Source organism: Pelomonas margarita, from assembly GCF_043555875.1.
Classification (GTDB): Bacteria; Pseudomonadota; Gammaproteobacteria; order Burkholderiales; family Burkholderiaceae_C; genus Pelomonas; species Pelomonas margarita.
In genome coordinates this window covers 163898-182327 of record NZ_JBIGHW010000003.1, presented here as the reverse complement: position 1 = coordinate 182327, position 18430 = coordinate 163898, and the positions used below count along the sequence as shown (strand labels likewise).

Sequence of the window (18430 nt, the reverse complement as noted above, 5' to 3'; positions counted from 1 at the left end):
CTGGCCGGTGATCCAAGGGTGAGCAATGTGTAGATGTCGATGGCGTGTCGCCGAACTTCGGCGTCGGCGAAGGGGATGTTGCGCAAGTGCGTCAGTCGGTGGGCGTCGATGAGGGGAGGGGGAGGGCGCCCCGGTTGGGGTCAATCGACGCTTTGCGCAAGGGCAGGCGCTTGGCCCGTCATGGCGGGAAGGTCTGAGCCTGTGAAGGTCGTTCAACCTTGCAAACCCGATTGCGCCCCAAAACAGAATCGACTACCGTTGACAACGTTGTCTATTTCAAGATCGGCCCCTTGGGGCGGCGATCCCTGTCGTTTATGGGATCGCTATCAGTTTTGTGTTTTCAAGCGCCTGTCGTTCCGTGCGAGCGAGCCCGGTTCTGACGGCTGGAAACGCACGATCGTTGGGAGGATGAGACGGCCTGTGGCAGCGTCGCTACGCAGGTAAACCCCAGCAGGATTGCGGTATCCAAGAAAATAAAGTCCGGCTGTGGCTTGAGATGGCAGCCTCTCGCAGCACCTGTTGGTATCGCTAACAGTTGCTGACATCAACAGGCCGTGAATCTGCTGTCCCAGGCGTGATCACGGTCAACACAAGCAAGGAGACAAATGAAGCATCACCAAACCTTGAAGAGCCGGCGGTCGGCAGCGCGCGTACGGCTGAATCCGGTGGCCCTGGCATCCACGCTCGCGCTACTGGGTGGCGCGGGCGCCGTTCAGGCGCAGCAGGCGACTGCAGCAGCAGGCACGCAGTCGTTGGAAACCGTGGTCGTCACGGGCATCCGCAAGTCGCTGGACAGCGCCGTCACGCTCAAGCGCGAGTCGCGCGGCTTGGTGGATGGCATCGTGGCCGAAGACATCGGCAAGTTCCCCGACACCAACCTTGCTGAGTCGATGCAGCGCATCGCCGGTGTGTCCATCGACCGTTCCGCCAGCGGTGAGGGCTCCCAGGTCACGGTCCGCGGTGTCGGCCCCGACTTCAACATGGTGCTGCTGAACGGCCGCCAGATGCCCACCGCCGTCATCGGCTGGGAGAATCAGGGCGCCAATGGTTCGCGCGCTTTCGACTTCGCCAACCTGTCGGCGGACTCCATCTCTGCGCTGGAGGTGTACAAGACGGCGCGTGCCGAGTCTCCCACCGGCGGCATCGGCGCCACCATCAACGTCAAGACGGCCCGCCCGCTGGATGTGCGCGAGCGCATCGCCAGCATCGGCGTGAAGGCCAACTACGACGCGTCCACCGGGCGTCTTCCCGGACCGCTGCAAGGCGACAAGCTGACGCCGGAGATCTCCGGCATTTACAGCGACACCTTCGGCAACCGCACCTTGGGTATTGCCATCAGCGGTAGCTATTCCAAGCGCGACTCCGGGTCCAACAAGGCCTACACGCAGAACGGCTGGGGCACCAATGACCCGGCAGTCAAGGCGGTCAGTCCGACCGGCAACATCGTCAACCAGCCGGCCGGCCTGTACGCCACGTCGCGCGAACTGCGTTACTCGCTGACAGGCATGGAGCGTGAGCGCCTGAACGGTCAGGTGACGCTGCAGTTCGCGCCGACCAAGGATCTGAAGTTCACCGTCGATCACACGATCGCTGTCAACACGCTCAGCTCCAAGAACGCCGAAATGTCGAGCTGGTTCAACAACTCGTTCTCCGGCAACCTGAAGACCAGCCCGGCCACCAAGTTCACGTCCGGCGCCGTCGCTGCGCCGATCGTGCAGACGGCCATCTGGGACGGCACGCATGACCTGGCGCTCAATGTGGGCGAGTACGCGCAGAAATCCAAGCTGAACTCGACCGGCTTCAACGCCGCGTGGAAGCTCAGCGACGCGCTGAGCGTCGATCTCGACGCGCACAGCTCCAAGTCCAAGACCACACCGGACAGCCCGTTTGGCACCTACGTCGCCTTCGCGGTGCCGATGTTCAACCAGGGCAACGCGACGGCCTACTACGACAAGGACCTTCCAATCCTGGGTCTGCCTGGTCAGGTCTTCGACGCCACCAAGCTGAACGTGAGTGGCACGCAGTTCCGCAACAACCTGAGCGATCAGACCATCGACCAGGCGCAGGCGCGGACGACCTATCGCATCGACGCCGACAACAAACTGGTGGCTGGCCTGGGCTTCACGAAGACCAAGAACCGCTCCGCCAGCTACAACAATCAGAACAACGACTGGAGCGGCGTTGCTCCCACGCTGGGCCAGTTCGCCAACATCGCCTCGGGCACCTACAACCTGAGCAGCTTCTTCAACCGCATTCCGGGTCATGATGACCCGCGCCTGACGCCGAACTTCTACACGGTGGATTTCCTGAGTGCCCGTGCCCGTGCCATCCAGGTCAAGATGGCCAACACGCCGGGTATGACCCAGGCGCAGGCCGAGGCCTACTTCTCTGCCGCGACCGACTACACCAAGGGTGACGACTGGCGAGCGACGGAGAAGTCGTCGTCGATCTACGGTCAGTGGGATCACGCCTTCGACACCGCAGTACCGATGAACATCTCGGTGGGTCTGCGCTACGAGACCACCAAGGTGGAGGCTTCTTCGCAGGTGGTGAACCGCGCGGGCACGACGACCTGGGGCTCGCAGAACGAGATCAACCTGCCCTCCGGCAGTACGAGTTTCGGTACCAAGACCGGCAAGTACTCCTATGTGTTGCCCAGTATCGACTGGGATGCCGATCTGGCTGACAACTTGAAGGTGCGCGCCAGCTATGGCGAGAACATCGGTCGTCCGGGCTGGAACCAGATGCAGGGTGGCCTGAGTCTCGGCGGCACGGCCAACCCGAACGGCGGAGGCACCGGCTCCACGGGCGATCCGGCGCTGAAGCCGCTGAAGTCCAAGAATCTGGACCTGTCGGCCGAGTACTACTACGCCAAGTCCAGCTACGTGGCGGCAGGTGTGTTCTACAAGCAGGTGAGCAACTTCGTCACCACGGCAGTCGTGAGCCAGACCGTGGCGGGCATCAACAACCCGGCCAGCGGCACCGCCTACACCACCGCGCTGGCCGCTTGTACGGCAACCGGCACGCAGCCGCTGTGCATCCGCAACTACATCTTCCGCAATTTCAACGGCCAACCCGGCGTGACCGCGACTGGCCCGCTGACCGCTGCGGAAGTCGCCGGCAACATCACCAGCGCTGTTGCGGGCGCCACGCCCATCGCCTTCCAGGTCACGACGTTCAGGAATGGGCCCAGTGACAAGATCAAGGGACTGGAGCTGAACTTCCAGCACATGTTCGGCAACAGTGGCTTCGGTGTGTCGGGCAACGTCACCAAGGTGTCGACGGGTCTGAAATTCAACAACCTGCGCACGGATCAGCAGACGGCGCTGCTGGGTGTCAGCGACTCCGCCAACCTGGTCGGCTTCTTCGAGAACGAGGTCTGGTCCATTCGCGGCGCCTACAACTGGCGCGGCGAGTTCCTGGCAAAGATCGGCGATGGAAACGGCGATAACCCGGTCTACACCGAGGCCTATGGTCAGCTGGATGCGTCCCTTGGTTACAAGCTCGGCAAGAACCTGACGCTGCAACTTGACCTGCTGAACCTGAACGACGGCTACATCCGTCAGCATGGGCGCACGAACGAAATGCTCGTGTCGGCCATCCAGACCGGCCGTCGCTATTTGATCGGCGCCCGCTACCGCTTCTGATCCAGGAGCTTGGCCACCCGGTGAAAGCCGAGTGGCTCCTGTTGGCCGAGGTGAGCGCTTTCACGCTTGCCCCGGCCAACATTCTTTGCAGAATTCCCTGGCCGAGCGGGCGCCCCTTTGCCCGCTCGGCCCATACTTCTCCGGGATGAGATCCGAGGTGACGACAGGCGTTCGACGAATCGTGGTGCTGGGCGGTGGATCGGCCGGCTGGCTGACTGCCGCGACGCTGGCCGCCGAACTGGGCGGCGACGCGCCCGATGCGCTGCAGATTACATTGATCGAGTCCCCTGATGTGCCCGCCATCGGTGTGGGCGAGGGCACCTGGCCCACGATGCGCGCCACACTGCATCGCATCGGCCTGAGTGAGCTCGACTTGATCCGGGAATGCGACGCGTCTTTCAAGCAGGGCTCATGCTTCGACGGCTGGTTGCACGGCGGTGCCGGTGATCGCTACTACCACCCGTTCACACTGCCGCACGGCAATGGCGACGTCGACCTCGCTGGCGCCTGGCTGCAGGTGGGCGGCGAGCAATCATTCGCCGAGGCCGTGAGCCCGCAGCCCCATCTGTGCAGTGCGCACCTGGCGCCCAAGCAGACGACGACGCCGGACTTCGGCGGGGTCATGAACTACGGCTACCACTTCGATGCGGTCAAGCTGGGACATCTGTTGCGCCGCCATGCGATCCAGGTGCTGGGCGTGCGGCATGTGGTGGCCCACTTCACGGCGGTCCGTTCGCATGACAACGGCGACATCGCCGCGCTGATGACGCGCGAGCATGGCGATCTCGAAGGTGACCTCTTCATCGACTGCTCAGGCATGAGCTGCCTACTGTTAGGGCAGCACTACGGTGTCGGCTTCCGTTCGGAGAAGGGCGTGCTGTTCAACGACAGCGCGATGGCCGTGCAGGTGCCGCATGCCGATGTGCAGGGGCCGCTGGCTTGCGCCACCATCGCCACCGCGCATGCGCAGGGCTGGACGTGGGACATCGGCCTGCCCACACGCCGCGGCGTCGGCCTGGTCTATTCAAGCAGCCACACGGACGACGCGGCCGCCGAGCGCGCGTTGCTGGCCCATCTGCAGTGCACCGGCGCGCCCGATGTGGACACCACGCCGCGCCGAATCCGTTTCATCCCGGGCTATCGAGAGCAGTTTTGGCATCGCAACTGCGTCGCCGTGGGATTGGCGGCAGGCTTCATCGAACCGCTGGAGGCGTCGGCGCTGGCGCTGGTCGAGTTGTCCGCCGCGATGATCCGGGACGACATGCCCGCGACGCGTGCCGACATGGACGTCGTGGCGCGTCGTTTCAACGAGGCCTTCGCCTACCGCTGGGCTCGCATCATCGATTTCCTGAAGCTGCATTACGTACTCAGCCGCCGCGACGATGCCGACTACTGGCGGGAGCACCGCAGCGCGTCGACGCAGCCCGAATCGCTGCGTGAACTGCTGCAGCTCTGGGCGCATCGCGCGCCGTCGCGCAACGACTTCTACCGGGCGGAGGAGGTCTTCCCCGCCGCCAGCTACCAGTACGTGCTGCATGGCATGCAGTTCAGGCCCGCCTCGCGGCCGCTGCGTGCCGACAGGCTCGCAGCGGCCCAGTCCTGCATGAAGGACGTGACGACCATCACCCGTCGCCTGCTGGGCGGTCTGCCGCGCCACCGCGATCTCCTCCAACACATCCACGCGCACGGTGTTCCGGCTGCGTGACCTCACCCTAGATTTCCATGCTGCAACTGCTCAACAACATCCAGCACAAGGACCTGCGCGTCGTCACGCAACGCGGTGCGAAGTGGGGGGACGACTTCATGTCTGCGCCCGTCACGGTGAATGAGTTCCGCAAGGTGCAGTCGCACTACCCCATCGTCTTCCAGCCCGACGGCAAGGGCGGCTTCGTGCCCACCGCGCTGTTCGGCCTGCAGGAGGGGCAGAACCTGTTCCTGACCGGCGATGGCTGGGATTCCGACTACCTGCCGCTGTCCGTGCAGCGCCTGCCGTTCTCCATCGGCGTGGCCGACGATGAACTGCGCATGATGGTGGACACGGCGAGCAAGCGCGTCAGCCGCGGTGCTGAGGGCGAGGCCCTGTTTCTGCCGCACGGCGGTACGACGGATTTCACCGAGAACGCCAACTCGGTGCTGCATGCGCTTCATGAAGGCCTGGAGGTGACGACCGAGTTCGTCCAGACACTGATGGCCAACGACCTGCTGGAGTCCTTCGTGCTGAATGTGGAGCGCCCCGACGGCACGCACGGCGAACTGGTGGGCTACTACATCGTCAACGAAGACCGGCTGGCCGCACTCCCTGCCAGCACCGTGGGCCTGCTGCATGAGGCCGACTACCTGATGCCCGTCTACATGGCCATCGCGTCGCTGTCCAACTTCACGCCACTGATCAAGCGCCACCTCGCCCGCGAGGCCTGAGCAGCATGCGGGCACCCTGCGACTTCAGCGCGGATGCCTTGCCGGCCGAGGTGCTGCAGTCCACCCGGCCGGTGCTGCTGCGCGGGCTGGTGCGGCATTGGCCGCTGGTGCAGGCCGCGCAACGCGCTGACGCCGCGTTCTGCGACTACCTGCGCGGCTTCGGCGCGAACACGCGACTGAGCCTGTGGCGCGGCGCGCCGGAGATCGGCGGGCGCTTCTTCTACAACGACGACTTCAGCGGCTTCAACTACCGCAGCGAGGTCCAGATGCTGGGGGCGCTGCTGGACGAGTTGCTGGCCGGCACGCCGGACGCGCTCTACCTGGGGTCCACCGAGGTCGACCGCGCCTTCCCCGGCCTGCGCCAGGCCAACGACGTGCCCGCGCTGGCCGCGTGCAACCCGCTGGTGAGCCTGTGGCTGGGCAACCGCATGCAGGTGGCCACGCATTTCGACCTGCCGGACAACCTGGCCTGCGTGGTCGCGGGCCGGCGCCGCTTCACGCTGTTCCCGCCCGAGCAGGTCGTCAATCTCTACATCGGCCCGCTGGACTTGACGCCGGCCGGCCAGCCCGTCAGCCTGGTCGATGTGACCCGGCCCGACCTGCAGCGCTTCCCGCGCTACGCGCAGGCGCTCACGCAGGCGCAGACCTTCGAGCTGCTGCCCGGCGACGCGCTGTTCATCCCCAGCCAGTGGTGGCACGGCGTCGAGTCGCTGGAGCCCATCAGCGCGCTAGTCAACTTCTGGTGGCGGCAGTCGCCCGCCTTCATGGACACGCCGCTCAACACGCTGTTGATGGCGCTGCTGTCGCTGCGCGACCTGCCGCCGGCGCAGCGCGACGCGTGGCGCGCGCTGTTCGACCACTACATCTTCGACGCTGACGGGCAGACCGCAGCCCACATCCCGCCCGCAGCGCGTGGCGTCCTCGCGTCCATGACTGACGACACCGCTCGCCAACTGCGCTCGATGCTGCGCAACCGCCTCAACCGATAGGCCTGCCATGACGACTCCCGCCTCCAAACCCATTCGCCGCGTCGTCATCGCGGGCGGCGGCACTGCCGGCTGGATGGTGGCCGCAGGCCTGTCCAAGTGCCTGGGCAGGCAGGTCGACATCTGCCTCGTCGAGTCCGAGGAGATCGGCACCGTGGGCGTCGGCGAGGCGACTATCCCGACGCTGCACTTGATGCACGAGATCCTGGACCTGGATGAGCGCGAGTTCATCCAGGCCACGCAGGCCACCTTCAAACTGGGTATCAGCTTCGAGAACTGGCGCAACGTCGGCGAGCACTACTTCCACTCCTTCGGCAAGACTGGCCAGGGCCACTGGACGGCGGGCTTTCACCACTTCTGGCTGGAAGGCCGCCGGCGCGGCCTGGCCAGCCACTACGGCGACTACTGCCTGGAGCTGCGCGCGGCGATGGAGAACCGCTTCGCGCTGCTGCCCGACAACGGCATCAACTACGCCTACCACTTCGACGCCACGCTGTATGGCCAGTACCTGCGCCGCTTTGCCGAGGACCTCGGCGTGCAGCGCCTCGAAGGCAAGATTGCGCAGGTCCGCCAGGACGCTGACAGCGGCTTCCTCACCGGCCTGCAGTTGGCCGACGGCACGCTGGTCGAGGGCGACCTCTTCATCGACTGCACCGGCATGCGCTCGCTGCTGCTGGGTCAGACGCTGGGCGTGCCCTACGAGAGCTGGTCGCACTGGCTGCCCTGCGACAGCGCGCTGGCCGTGCAGACCACGCGCGTCGGCGAGCCCGTGCCCTACACGCGCTCCATTGCCCACCCCTGGGGTTGGCAGTGGCGCATCCCGCTGCAGCACCGCGTCGGCAACGGCGTCGTGTTCAGCAGCAAGCATGTCAGCGATGACGAGGCCAAGGCGGCGCTGCTGGCCAATGTCGAGGGTGAGGTGCTGCGCGAGCCGCGTGTCATCCGCTTCACGCCGGGTCAGCGCGAGCGGGTCTGGGAGAAGAACTGCGTTGCCATCGGCCTCTCCAGCGGCTTCCTGGAGCCGCTGGAGTCCACCAGCATCCACCTGATCCAGAAGGGGCTGACGCGGCTGGTGGAGCTCTTCCCCACCGACGGCGTGCGCCAGAGCGACATCGACGAATACAACGCGCAGACGCGCGAGGCCATCGAGGTGGTGCGCGACTTCATCATCCTGCACTACCACGTGACCAAGCGCGACGACTCGGCCTTCTGGCGCGGCTGCCGCGACATGGACGTGCCGCCGCTGCTCAAGCACCGCATCCAGCATTTCCGGGATACCGCGCGCATCGCGCTGCGCCAGGGCGAGCTGTTCGCCGAGAACTCCTGGGTGCAGGTCATGATGGGGCAGGGCATCCTGCCCGCCAGCCATCACCCCATCACGCGCAACATGGACGACCGCGTGCTGGCCGACTTTCTTGGCGGCATCCGCAAGGACGTGGCCCGCACGCTGATGAAGCTGCCCAGGCACCAGCAGTTCATCGACGGGTTCTGCCCCGCGCCGCATGCCGACCTGCAGGGCAGCCCCGCACGGCTGCACATCAACCCTGACGCCCGCGTCGAGGTGATGACGCTGGCCGATGGCGCCAGCGTCTACATCGTCGACGACTTCGCGCGGGACCCCGACGCGCTGGTCGCGCTGCTGCAGTCCGACCGGCAGCGCTTCAAGGCCGTGCCGGGCCATCCGTACCCGGGTCTGCAGCTGGGCCTGCCCGACAGCATGCTCGGCGAGCTGGACGCCTTCTTCCGCCAGCGCCTGGGCGGCGCGTTGCAGCTTGGCGCGTCGCTGGGGGCGATGGCACGGTTCTCGCGCGTCGTGCAGGACCCCGCCACGCTGGACGCCCGCCAGCGCATCTGCCACCGCGACGACTCCGGCATGGCTGCCGACGAGACGGTTGCCGCCGCAGTGCACTACCTCTTCAAGGACGAGCAGCTGGGCGGCACGGTGTTCTTCCGTTCGCTGCTGCCTGAAGCCGACACCGCGCGCCTGCGCCATGACGCCGACGTGCTGGATGCCAGCGCCTTCGGTGACAAGTACGGCATCGCGCCCGGCTACATGACCGACAGCAACCGCCACTTCGAGGTCATCGGCCGCGTGCCGGCCAGGTGGAACCGCGCCATCTTCTACGACGGTGGCATCTTCCATTCCGGCGACATCCGCTGGGCCGAGGCCCGGGCCGGCTACCTCGCCGAGCCCGGCCGGCTGACGATCAACGCGTTCTTCAAGAGCCGCCGGCGCTGAGAGGGCGTGTCACGGCCTCGATAATCGACGGCTTATGACCGCTCCCACCTCCATCACCATCGCCACGCGCGAGAGCCGCCTGGCGCTGTGGCAGGCCGAACATGTGCAGGCCCGCCTGGGCCGCGAACTCGGCATCACCGCCACGCTGCTGGGCATGACCACCCGTGGCGACCAGATCCTCGACCGCACGCTGTCCAAGGTCGGTGGCAAGGGCCTGTTCGTGAAGGAGCTGGAAACCGCGCTGGCCGAAGGCCGCGCCCAGCTCGCCGTGCACTCGCTGAAGGACGTGCCCATGGAGCTGCCCGAGGGCTTCACGCTCGCGGCGGTGCTGGTGCGCGAGGATCCGCGAGATGCCTTCGTGTCCAACGACTACGCGTCGCTGGCCGACCTGCCCGAAGGCGCCGTCGTCGGCAGCTCCAGCCTGCGCCGCGTGACGCAACTGCTCAGCCTGCGGCCCGACCTGCGCGTGGAGCCGCTGCGCGGCAACCTCGACACCCGGCTGCGCAAGCTCGACGAAGGCGGCTACCACGCCATCGTGCTGGCCGCCGCCGGTCTCAAGCGGCTGGAACTGGCCCATCGCGTGCGTGCGGTGTTTGAGGTCGAGCAGATGCTGCCCTGCGCCGGTCAGGGAGCGCTGGGCCTGGAGATTCGCGCCGATGACGTCGGGCTGGCGGCCGCGCTGGCTCGGCTGGCGCACATGCCCACGCTGCTGGCCTGCGAGGCCGAGCGGGCCGTGTCTCGCGCACTGGGCGGCAGCTGCAGCCTGCCGCTGGCTGCCCATGCGCGCTGGCAAGGCGCCACGCTGAGTCTTGACGCGGCGCTGGGGCATGCCGAGCTGCACACCTCGCCGTTGCTGCGCGCGCAGGCCCGAGGCGACGTGACCGACGTCGCCGGCGCCCGAGCACTGGGCCAGCAGGCCGCCGCGCAACTGCGCGAGCAGGGCGCCGGCGCCTACCTGCCCGGATGACCACCCTCATCGTCACCCGGCCCCGCCCGCAGTGCGAGGCCTGGCTGGCGCGGCTGGCAGCGCTGGGCGTGCAGGCGAGGGCGTTGCCGCTGATCGAGATCCTGCCGGCCCGCGATGCCGCGCCTGTGCAGGCCGCCTGGGGCGCACTGGCCGCTGTGGACCTGGCCGTGTTCGTGAGTCCCAACGCCGTTGAGCAGTTCTTTGTGCGCGCCGGCGGCGCCGCCTGGCCGGCGCACACGCTGGCCGCCTGCGTGGGCCCGGGCAGCGCGCAGGCGCTGGCCGCACACGGCGTGCCGGCGACCCTCATCGTCCAGCCTGCAGTCGATGCGGCTAGCCTGGACTCCGAACACCTGTGGCAACAACTGGCCCCCCGGCGCGACTGGGCCGGTGCCCGCGTGCTGCTGCTGCGCGGCGACGGCGGCCGCGAATGGCTGGCCGAGCGCCTGGCCGAGGCGGGCGCGCAGGTGGAGGCGGTGACCGTCTACCACCGCAGCGGCCCGCACTTCGATGCCGCCGAGCAGACGCTGCTGGCCGATGTGCGCGCCCGCCCGCAGGCCCATGCCTGGCTGTTCAGCAGCGCCGAGGCCGTGGGCCACCTGCAGGGCCAGGCGCTGGCCGGCCAGCGTGCCATCGCCACCCACCCGCGCATCGCCGAGGCCGCCCGTGCTGCTGGATTTCATCCTGTGGTTTTGGCGCGACCCGACCCCGAAGCGGTGACGCAGGCCCTGAAGGCCCTCTGACAGAATCCGTCGCACTGTGACCGAGCCGATTTCCGCTGTTGTTCCCGCGGCCGAGCCCCTGGCTCCGCTGCCGCCATCCACCCCCTCGCTGCCTGCGTGGTTGCCCTGGCTGCTCGCGCTGCTGGGGGCGGCCGTGCTGGTGTGTGTGGCGCTGGCCTGGCAGAGCCTGTCGCGCCAGCAGTCGCTGGAGCAGGAGTTGGTGCGCCGCCAGGAGGCCAGCCAGGCCCAGGCCACCGAGGCGCGGCTGGCCGCCAAGCAGTCCGCCGAACTCGTGCGCGACACGGCCGCCAAGGTCTCGCTGCTGGAGGCCCGCCTGGCCGAGGTCGCGCTGCAGCGAGGCCAGCTGGAGGAGCTGATCCAGTCCATGTCCCGCTCGCGCGACGAGAACGTCGTCGGCGACATCGAGGCCGCCATCCGCGTGGCGCTGCAGCAGACGCAGATCACCGGCAGCGCCGAGCCGCTGGTGGCCACGCTCAAGCAGGCTGACGAACGCCTGCTGCGCTACAAGCAGCCGCGCCTCGAGGGCGTGCGCCGCGCCGTCGCCCGTGACCTGGACCGCGTGAAGGCCGTCGCCACGGTGGATGTGTCCACACTGACCATCAAGCTCGACGAGGTCGTGCGCATGGCCGATGAGCTACCGCTGCTGACCGGCGGCGATGTGGTCAGCAGCCCGCGCGAGGAGCGTCGTGCCGATGCGGCAGCCAAGGAGCGCGAGCGGGCGCTGCGCTTGCAGCGCGAGCAGGCCGCCGCTGCGGCCGAGGGCCGACTGTCGCTGTGGTGGTGGCAGGCGACCCAGCAGTTGTCCAGCTGGACCGGGCTCGCTTGGGGCGAGGCCAAGACCCTGCTGCGCGTGACGCGCATCGACCATCCGGAGGCTGCGCTGATTGCCCCTGACCAGAGCTTCTTCCTGCGCGAGAACCTTAAGCTGCGCCTGCTTAACGCGCGCCTGGCGCTGCTGAGCCGCCAGTTCGACACCACGCAGTCCGACCTGCGCGACAGCCAGGAGATGCTGAACCGCTACTTCGACACGCGCTCGCGCAAGGTCACCAGCGTGGCTGAACTGCTGCGCCAGGTGGCTGGCCAGGCCCGTCAGGTCAGCGTGCCGCGCCCGGACGACACGCTGGCCGCGCTGACCGCCGCCGCGGCCGGCCGCTGACGCAGGAAGGCATCCCATGCGCCTCGTCATCTGGCTGGTCCTGCTGTTCGTCGTCGCTGTCGTCGCGGCGCTGACGCTGGGGTCCAACGACGGCCTTGCCAGTTTTTACTGGGGTGGCTGGCGTCTGGACATCTCGCTCAATCTCTTCCTGCTGCTGCTGCTGGCCGGGTGTTTCGCCATCGTGACGGCCATCCAGGCCTTCGAAGCCCTGACCACGCTGCCCAAGCGCGCCCGCGAGTGGCGCCTCGCACAGCGCGAGCGCAGTGCCCAACTGGCGCTGCGCGAGGCGCTCGTGGAGTTCTTCGGCGCCCGCTTCAGCCGTGCGCAGAAGGCGGCCCAGAAGGCGCTGAACATCCAGTCCGCCACGCCCGAGTTGTCGGCCGACCAGGCCTTCATGTCGCTGGCCCATTTGCTGTCGGCCGCCAGCGCACACCGGCTGCAGGACCGCCGTCACCGCGACGATCAGTTGGGCCAAGCCCTGGAGTCTGCCCGTCGTGCCGGCGGCGCCCGTGGCCAGGAAGACGGCGCCCGGCTGCTGGCTGCCGAGTGGGCGCTGGACGACCGCGACTCCGCGCTTGCGCTGCGGCTGCTGGGCGAACTGCCGCCCGGCGTTGCTCGCCGCACGCAGGCGCTGCGGCTGCGGTTGCAGGCCTCGCGCCTGGCCAACCAGTCGCTGGACGCCCTGCGCACGGCGCGCCTGCTCGCCAAGCACCAGGCTTTCTCCAAGGTGGCTGCGCAAGGTCTGCTGCGCACGCTTGCCTTCGAGGCGCTGGATGCCGCCCGTGATGTGGATCAGCTCCGCACAGCCTGGCAGCAGCTCGATCCCGCCGACCGCCGCGATCCGCTGGTGGCCGCGCGTGCAGCGCATTGCGCCGCACAGCTGGGCGCCCCCGACGATGGCCGAGGCTGGCTACGCCCGTTCTTCGACGACCTGGCCGAGTTGTCGGCTGACGATCGCCACGCGCTGACGCTGGCCCTGGTGCCGGTGCTGGCGGGTTGTGGGCCCGACTGGCTGCAGCGCCTGGAAGCCGCTCAATCACGTTTCCCGCGCGAGCGCGCGCTGGCCTATGCGTTGGGCCATGCGCTGGCCGAGCGCCAACTGTGGGGCAAGGCCCGGCTGATGCTGGATGCCGTTGCGGAGGATGTCGCGATGCCCAGCGCTGCCCGCCGGCGCAGCTGGCTGGCCCTCGCGGCGCTGGCCGAGCAGGAGGGCGATGACGTCCGCCGCGCGCGCTGCTTCGAGGCGGCGGCCCGCCTTCCGTGAGAGCCACGGGCGCTGTCGACATCAAAAATTAGCAAACTATTGCTGAGCGTCTGAAAATCTGGTTATACTGTGAGGCTTGCAGCGGCTGTAGCTCAGTTGGATAGAGTACTTGGCTACGAACCAAGGGGTCGTGGGTTCGAATCCTGCCAGCCGCACCAAAAATAAAAAATTAAATCAACGGATCGCCAGTGCCATCGGCACCGGCCCGTCATAAAAATCGTCAGATTTCAGCGGCTGTAGCTCAGTTGGATAGAGTACTTGGCTACGAACCAAGGGGTCGTGGGTTCGAATCCTGCCAGCCGCACCAATAACAAGAAGTAGTTCAACGGGCCAGTGTCGAAAGACGCTGGCCCGTTTTGTTTTGGGCGCCCGCACGGCGTCAGCGCGCGCGGCGCGTCGTCAGCTGTCGTGGTCGAGCCGCTGCTGGAGCAGCGGCGCCGTGTACTCCAGGCATTCGATGACGCGGCGTGCGCTGGGCGTGAGCTGCCGGTCGCGGTTCCACAGCACTCCCGCGGGGCGCAGCAGGCGTGGCAGGGTCAGTGGCAGCGTGTGCAGCGCCTGCAGGCCCTCGCTGGCATAGGTGCCGGCCATCACGGCCACTGCGTCGGAGATCTGCAGGTAGGCCCGGGCAAAGTGCGTGGACAGCGTCTCGATGTAGTTGTTCGACAGCGGCAGCTCATGTGCCTGCAGGGCGCGCTCCAGCGGGTCGCGCAGGATGGACTCGGGCGGCGGCAGGATCCAGGGGTAGTCGCGCAGGTCGGTCCACTTCACGCCGCGCTTCTTCGCCAGCGGGTGGTGGGCGCCGGTCATCAGTCGAACGGGCTCCTCCAGCAGTTCCTTCTCGTGGAAGCCGCTGACCTCGCCGGGCGGCGGCAGCCGGCCGACGACGAGATCCAACTGGCCGCGCCACAGGTCGGGCAGCAGTGTGGCTTTGGAGCCTTCGATGACCAGCACGTTGGTGCCGGGCGACTGCTGCTTGAGCAGGGCCAGCGCCTGCGGCAGCAGCACCGACGCCGACGCCGGCAGCACGCCCACGCGCACCTTGCCCTCCGTGCCGGTGCTGAGCGCCTTCAACTCGTCTCGCGCCTGGTGCAGGTTTGCCAGCAACGTGCGCGCATGGCGCACCAGGCATTCGCCGTAGACCGTGGGTTTCAGGCCCTGGTTTGTGCGCGAGAACAGTTCCAGTCCCAGGCCCTTCTCCAGCTCGGCCAGCGCCTTGGATACGGCCGGCACGGTGACGTGCGTGACCTCGGCGACCTGTGTGAGGTTGCGGTAGGTGTCGATGGTCACCAGCAGGCGCAGTTGGCGCGCCTTCAGGTTGATCTGCACATACCAGTCGAGTTCGGCCATCAGCGGCTTGAGCGTTTGTTCACTATGGCTTGAATGTTATGGGCGCGGGTGCAGGCTGTCGCGCCTGGCGAGGGCGGGGAAAAGCCGAAACCACAGGCCCACGACGGCCAGCACGCCAAGGCCGCCCAGCAGCACCGAACCGACCGGGCCCAGCACGGCCGCCGTGGCACCGGACTCGAACTCGCCAAGCTGGTTGCTGGCGCCGATGAACACCGAGTTGACGGCGCCGACACGGCCGCGCATGTCGTCGGGCGTCTCCAGTTGCACCAGTGATTGGCGGATGACGACGCTGATCATGTCGGCCGCGCCGCTGATGGCCAGCACGGCGAAAGCGATCCAGAACGAGGTTGTCAGCGCGAAGCCGATCATGGCGAGGCCGAACACGGCCACTGCGCCGAGCAGCCAGTGGCCGGCGCGGCGAGCGATCGGGTGGCGGGCCAGCCACAGGCCGACCAGCAGCGCGCCCAGGGCGGGTGCCGCGCGCAGCAGGCCCAGGCCCTCGGGACCCACATGCAAGATGTCCTTCGCGAAGATGGGCAGCAAGGCGGTGGCGCCGCCCAGCAGCACGGCGAACAGATCCAGCGAGATGGCGCCCAGCACGACGGGCCGTTGCCAGATGAAGCGCAGGCCGGCCGTCACCTCGTGCCAGCTCGGTGCTGCGCGGCGCGTGGCGACCGTGCGCGGCGCGATGCCCAGCACCGCCGCAATCGCCACCGCCAGCAGCAGCAGCGACACCGCATAGACGCCGGCTGCACCCCAATGCGCCGCGTCAGCAGCAGTGGGCGAGGGCGTGTGCCCGAGCTGCCGGCTCAGCCACGGCCCCAGGGCGTACAGCGCGCCGCCCAGCGCAGGCCCGCCGATGATGGCCGCCTGCATCGTGGAGCTGGCCGCAGCCACCGCGCGCGGCAGCAGCGCCGGCGGCACGAGGCTGGGCATCAGCGCTTGCTGTGCCGGCATCTGCAAGGCGCGCGCCATGCCCAGCAGCACCGACAGCGACAGGATCAGCCCCGGCCCCACCCATGCACCCGCGCTGCCCAGCGCCAGCATGGCGGCCACGACGCTTTGCAGCACCAGGCTGGCGGCCAGCAGCAAGCGGCGGTCGCGCTGGTCCACCAGATGGCCGGCGGGCAGCGTCAGCAGCAGCGCGGGCAGGAACTGCGCCAGGCCCACAAGGCCCAGGTCCCAGGCGCTGCCGGTCAGGTCGTACATCTGCCAGCCCAGGGCCACCATGAGCATCTGGTTGGCTGCACCGCCGCTGACACGGGCGGCCAGCAGGCGCAGGTAGTCACGTTGCTCGCGCAGCTTCGGCGTGGCTGCGTCAGGGGTATCCGGCGTATTCATCGCGGCGCAGTCTAAGGCGCTGCACATCGGTGCATCAGGGTTTGTGCCCAGGGCGTGGCGGGTGCGCCGCAGCATCAAAAAAGTGCCAGCGAATCTGCTTTTTGTGGCTGGGCTGCGAAGAGGGGCGCTCCTACGCTTCAGCCTGCCAAATCAATAGGGTCCGGCCAGCATCAGACAGCGGCGGAAACCTCTCAAAACCAAGGAGCAGTCAATTGGCCGAGAAAGTCCACCTGAAGATCGCGATTGCGGAACATCCGCATACCTCGGCCATTCGCAGTGGCGCGATTCCCATCGAAGGCGTGGATGCGGAATTCGTCACCGTGCAGCCGCAAATTGGCGCTTTCCGGCGCATGGTGCGCGATGTCGAGTTTGACGTCTGCGAAATCGCACCGACCACCTACATCATCGCCCGCGCCTATGGCGCACCGTTCGTCGCGCTGCCGATCTTTGTCGTGCGCCGCTTCCACCACGCCGGCCTGCTGGTTCGTCCGGACGCCGGCATCAACTCGCCCAAGGACCTGGAAGGCAAGAAGGTTGGCGTGCGCGCCTACTCGGTGACCACGGGTGTGTGGACGCGCCAGGTGCTGATCGACGAGTACGGCCTGGATGCGTCGAAGGTGACCTGGGTCGTGGACGACGAGGAGCATGTGACGCAGCTCAAGCTGCCGGCCAACGTCATCCACACCGCGCCGGGCACCTCGCTGCACGAGATGATGGCCAGGGGCGAGTTGGCTGCCGGGTTTGCTGCTGCGGCCGGCATCGGCCGCACGGGCGCGCCGACGGGGGGCTGGAAGGAAGTCGAGACCGATTACCCGGATCTGTTCCCGAACGCGGCGCCCATCGAGGCGGAGTATTTCAAGCGCACGGGGATTTATCCGATGCACGGCACCATCGTCGTCAAGGATGAAATCCTCGCCAAAAACCCCTGGGTCGCGCAATCAATATACAAGGCCTTTGATCAAGCGAAAAAGGAATGGCTGGCGAAGCTGGATTCCGGGGAGGCCGCGACGGCCGGCGACAAGAAATATCTGAAATTGCGAGACGTGGTGGGGTATGACCCGCTGCCCTATGGCTTGAAGGAAAACATCAAGACCATTGAAGCGCTGGAGCAGACCGCCTTCAAGCAGGGTTTGACGCCGCGCCGCATGGCGATCAACGAATTGTTTGTCGACCCGAACGCATAAGGTTTCCGGAGCCAAGATGATCATCGACTGCCACGGTCATTTCACGACCGTTCCCGCCTCCTTTCGCGACTGGCGCGCCGCCCAGGTGGCGTCAGCCAACGACCCGGTCAACGCACCGCCGCTGTCCGGCGCCCATGTGTCCGACGACGTCATCCGCGAGGCCATCGGCAACGGTCAGCTCAAGCTGCAGCAGGAGCGCGGCGGCGACCTGACGTTGTTCAGCCCCATCGCCGGCCTGATGAGCCACCACCTCGGCAACGAGCGCACCAGCCTGGAGTGGGCCACCATCTCCAACGACCTGGTGAAGCGCGTCTGCGAGCTCTATCCGGACAACTTCGTGCCGGTCGGCATGCTGCCGCAGTCGCCGCTGGCGCCACCGAAGAATTCGGTGCCGGAGCTCAAGCGCATCGTCAACGAGCTGGGTTTCGTCGGCGTCAACCTGAACCCCGACCCCAGCGGCGGCCACTGGACCGGCCTGCCCATGACGGACAAGAGCTGGTACCCGGTCTACGAGGCGCTGTGCGAGCTGGACGTGCCGGCCATGATCCACGTCGCGGCCTCGTGCAACGCCTGCCACCACGGCACCGGCGCGCACTACCTGAACGCCGACACCTCGGTCTTCATGCAGCTGCTGCAGGGCGACGTGTTCAAGGACTTCCCGACGCTGCGTCTCGTGATCCCGCACGGCGGCGGCGCGGTGCCCTACCACTGGGGCCGTTACCGCGGCATGTCGCTGGAGCTGGCCAAGCGCCCGCTGGAAGGCCTGCTGGACAACGTCTTCTTCGACACCTGCGTCTACCACCAGCCTGGCGTTGAGCTGCTGACCAAGGTGATCCCGGTGAAGAACGTGCTGTTCGGCTCCGAAATGATCGGCGCCGTGCGTGGCCGCGATCCGTTCACGAACCACTACTTCGACGACACCAAGCGCTACGTCGACCAGTGTGACGCCCTCAGCGCCGAGGACAAGCACGCCATCTTCGAGGGCAATGCCCGTCGCGTGTATCCGCGCCTGGATGCGCTGCTCAAGGCCAAGGGACTATAGGCCTAGCTACAGCAGCTGACCGTTTGCTACTCATCCACGTCCCAATGTTTCAACACCAAGCGCGCTCTTCCATGGTCACCACTCCGGTGACCAGCG

The 18430-nt window shown here is 67.3% G+C and carries 13 protein-coding genes and 2 tRNA genes; 13 read left to right on the top strand and 2 right to left on the bottom strand.

Features of this window, described 5'->3' with window-relative positions; translation table 11 throughout:
• Positions 1-605 precede the first annotated feature (605 nt).
• The 11 genes from ACG0Z3_RS06765 to ACG0Z3_RS06715 all read left to right on the top strand — a co-directional run bounded on the left by ACG0Z3_RS06765 (position 606) and on the right by ACG0Z3_RS06715 (position 13724).
• On the top strand, positions 606-3647 hold the full coding sequence (locus ACG0Z3_RS06765; RefSeq protein WP_394396480.1) for a TonB-dependent receptor: 3042 nt from the start codon (positions 606-608) through the stop codon (positions 3645-3647).
• Positions 3648-3804: 157 nt separating this feature from the next.
• Positions 3805-5352, top strand: coding sequence for a tryptophan halogenase family protein (locus ACG0Z3_RS06760; RefSeq protein ID WP_394396478.1), 1548 nt, complete (start codon positions 3805-3807; stop codon positions 5350-5352).
• Between the two features lie 17 nt (positions 5353-5369).
• Complete coding sequence (locus ACG0Z3_RS06755) at positions 5370-6065, top strand: SapC family protein (protein WP_394396477.1); 696 nt, start codon at positions 5370-5372, stop codon at positions 6063-6065.
• Positions 6066-6070: 5 nt separating this feature from the next.
• Entirely contained in the window at positions 6071-7054 is a 984-nt protein-coding gene (locus tag ACG0Z3_RS06750) for a cupin-like domain-containing protein (RefSeq protein ID WP_394396476.1), read from the top strand.
• Between the two features lie 7 nt (positions 7055-7061).
• Complete coding sequence (locus tag ACG0Z3_RS06745; protein ID WP_394396475.1) at positions 7062-9290, top strand: DUF6445 family protein; 2229 nt, start codon at positions 7062-7064, stop codon at positions 9288-9290.
• A gap of 34 nt (positions 9291-9324) precedes the next feature.
• A complete protein-coding gene (hemC, locus tag ACG0Z3_RS06740; protein WP_394396474.1) occupies positions 9325-10257 on the top strand; it encodes a hydroxymethylbilane synthase in 933 nt (310 codons plus the stop codon).
• A complete protein-coding gene (locus ACG0Z3_RS06735) occupies positions 10254-10997 on the top strand; it encodes a uroporphyrinogen-III synthase (RefSeq protein ID WP_394396473.1) in 744 nt (247 codons plus the stop codon). The genes hemC and ACG0Z3_RS06735 overlap by 4 nt, the downstream gene beginning before the upstream one ends.
• A gap of 100 nt (positions 10998-11097) precedes the next feature.
• Entirely contained in the window at positions 11098-12153 is a 1056-nt protein-coding gene (locus ACG0Z3_RS06730) for a uroporphyrinogen-III C-methyltransferase (RefSeq protein WP_394396471.1), read from the top strand.
• A 16-nt stretch (positions 12154-12169) separates the two neighbouring features.
• Positions 12170-13417, top strand: a complete 1248-nt coding sequence (locus tag ACG0Z3_RS06725; protein WP_394396468.1) for a heme biosynthesis HemY N-terminal domain-containing protein — start codon at positions 12170-12172, stop codon at positions 13415-13417.
• A gap of 81 nt (positions 13418-13498) precedes the next feature.
• A tRNA-Arg gene (locus tag ACG0Z3_RS06720) sits at positions 13499-13575 on the top strand.
• Between the two features lie 72 nt (positions 13576-13647).
• Positions 13648-13724 (top strand) — tRNA-Arg (locus ACG0Z3_RS06715).
• A 92-nt stretch (positions 13725-13816) separates the two neighbouring features.
• On the opposite strand, the gene ACG0Z3_RS06710 is transcribed toward ACG0Z3_RS06715, so the two are convergent.
• Both ACG0Z3_RS06710 and ACG0Z3_RS06705 read right to left on the bottom strand, forming a co-directional pair.
• Positions 13817-14767, bottom strand: coding sequence for a LysR substrate-binding domain-containing protein (locus tag ACG0Z3_RS06710; RefSeq protein ID WP_394396465.1), 951 nt, complete (start codon positions 14765-14767; stop codon positions 13817-13819).
• A gap of 36 nt (positions 14768-14803) precedes the next feature.
• The gene (locus tag ACG0Z3_RS06705; RefSeq protein ID WP_394396463.1) at positions 14804-16108 is read right to left on the bottom strand and encodes an MFS transporter; all 1305 of its coding nucleotides are present in this window, start codon (positions 16106-16108) and stop codon (positions 14804-14806) included.
• 212 nt (positions 16109-16320) lie between these two features.
• Between ACG0Z3_RS06705 and ACG0Z3_RS06700 the strand changes: the two genes are divergently transcribed.
• Entirely contained in the window at positions 16321-17292 is a 972-nt protein-coding gene (locus ACG0Z3_RS06700; protein WP_394396460.1) for an ABC transporter substrate-binding protein, read from the top strand.
• Positions 17293-17308: 16 nt separating this feature from the next.
• Positions 17309-18334 (top strand): amidohydrolase family protein, encoded by a 1026-nt coding sequence (locus ACG0Z3_RS06695; protein ID WP_394396457.1) that lies wholly within the window; start codon positions 17309-17311, stop codon positions 18332-18334.
• Positions 18335-18430: the final 96 nt, after the last annotated feature.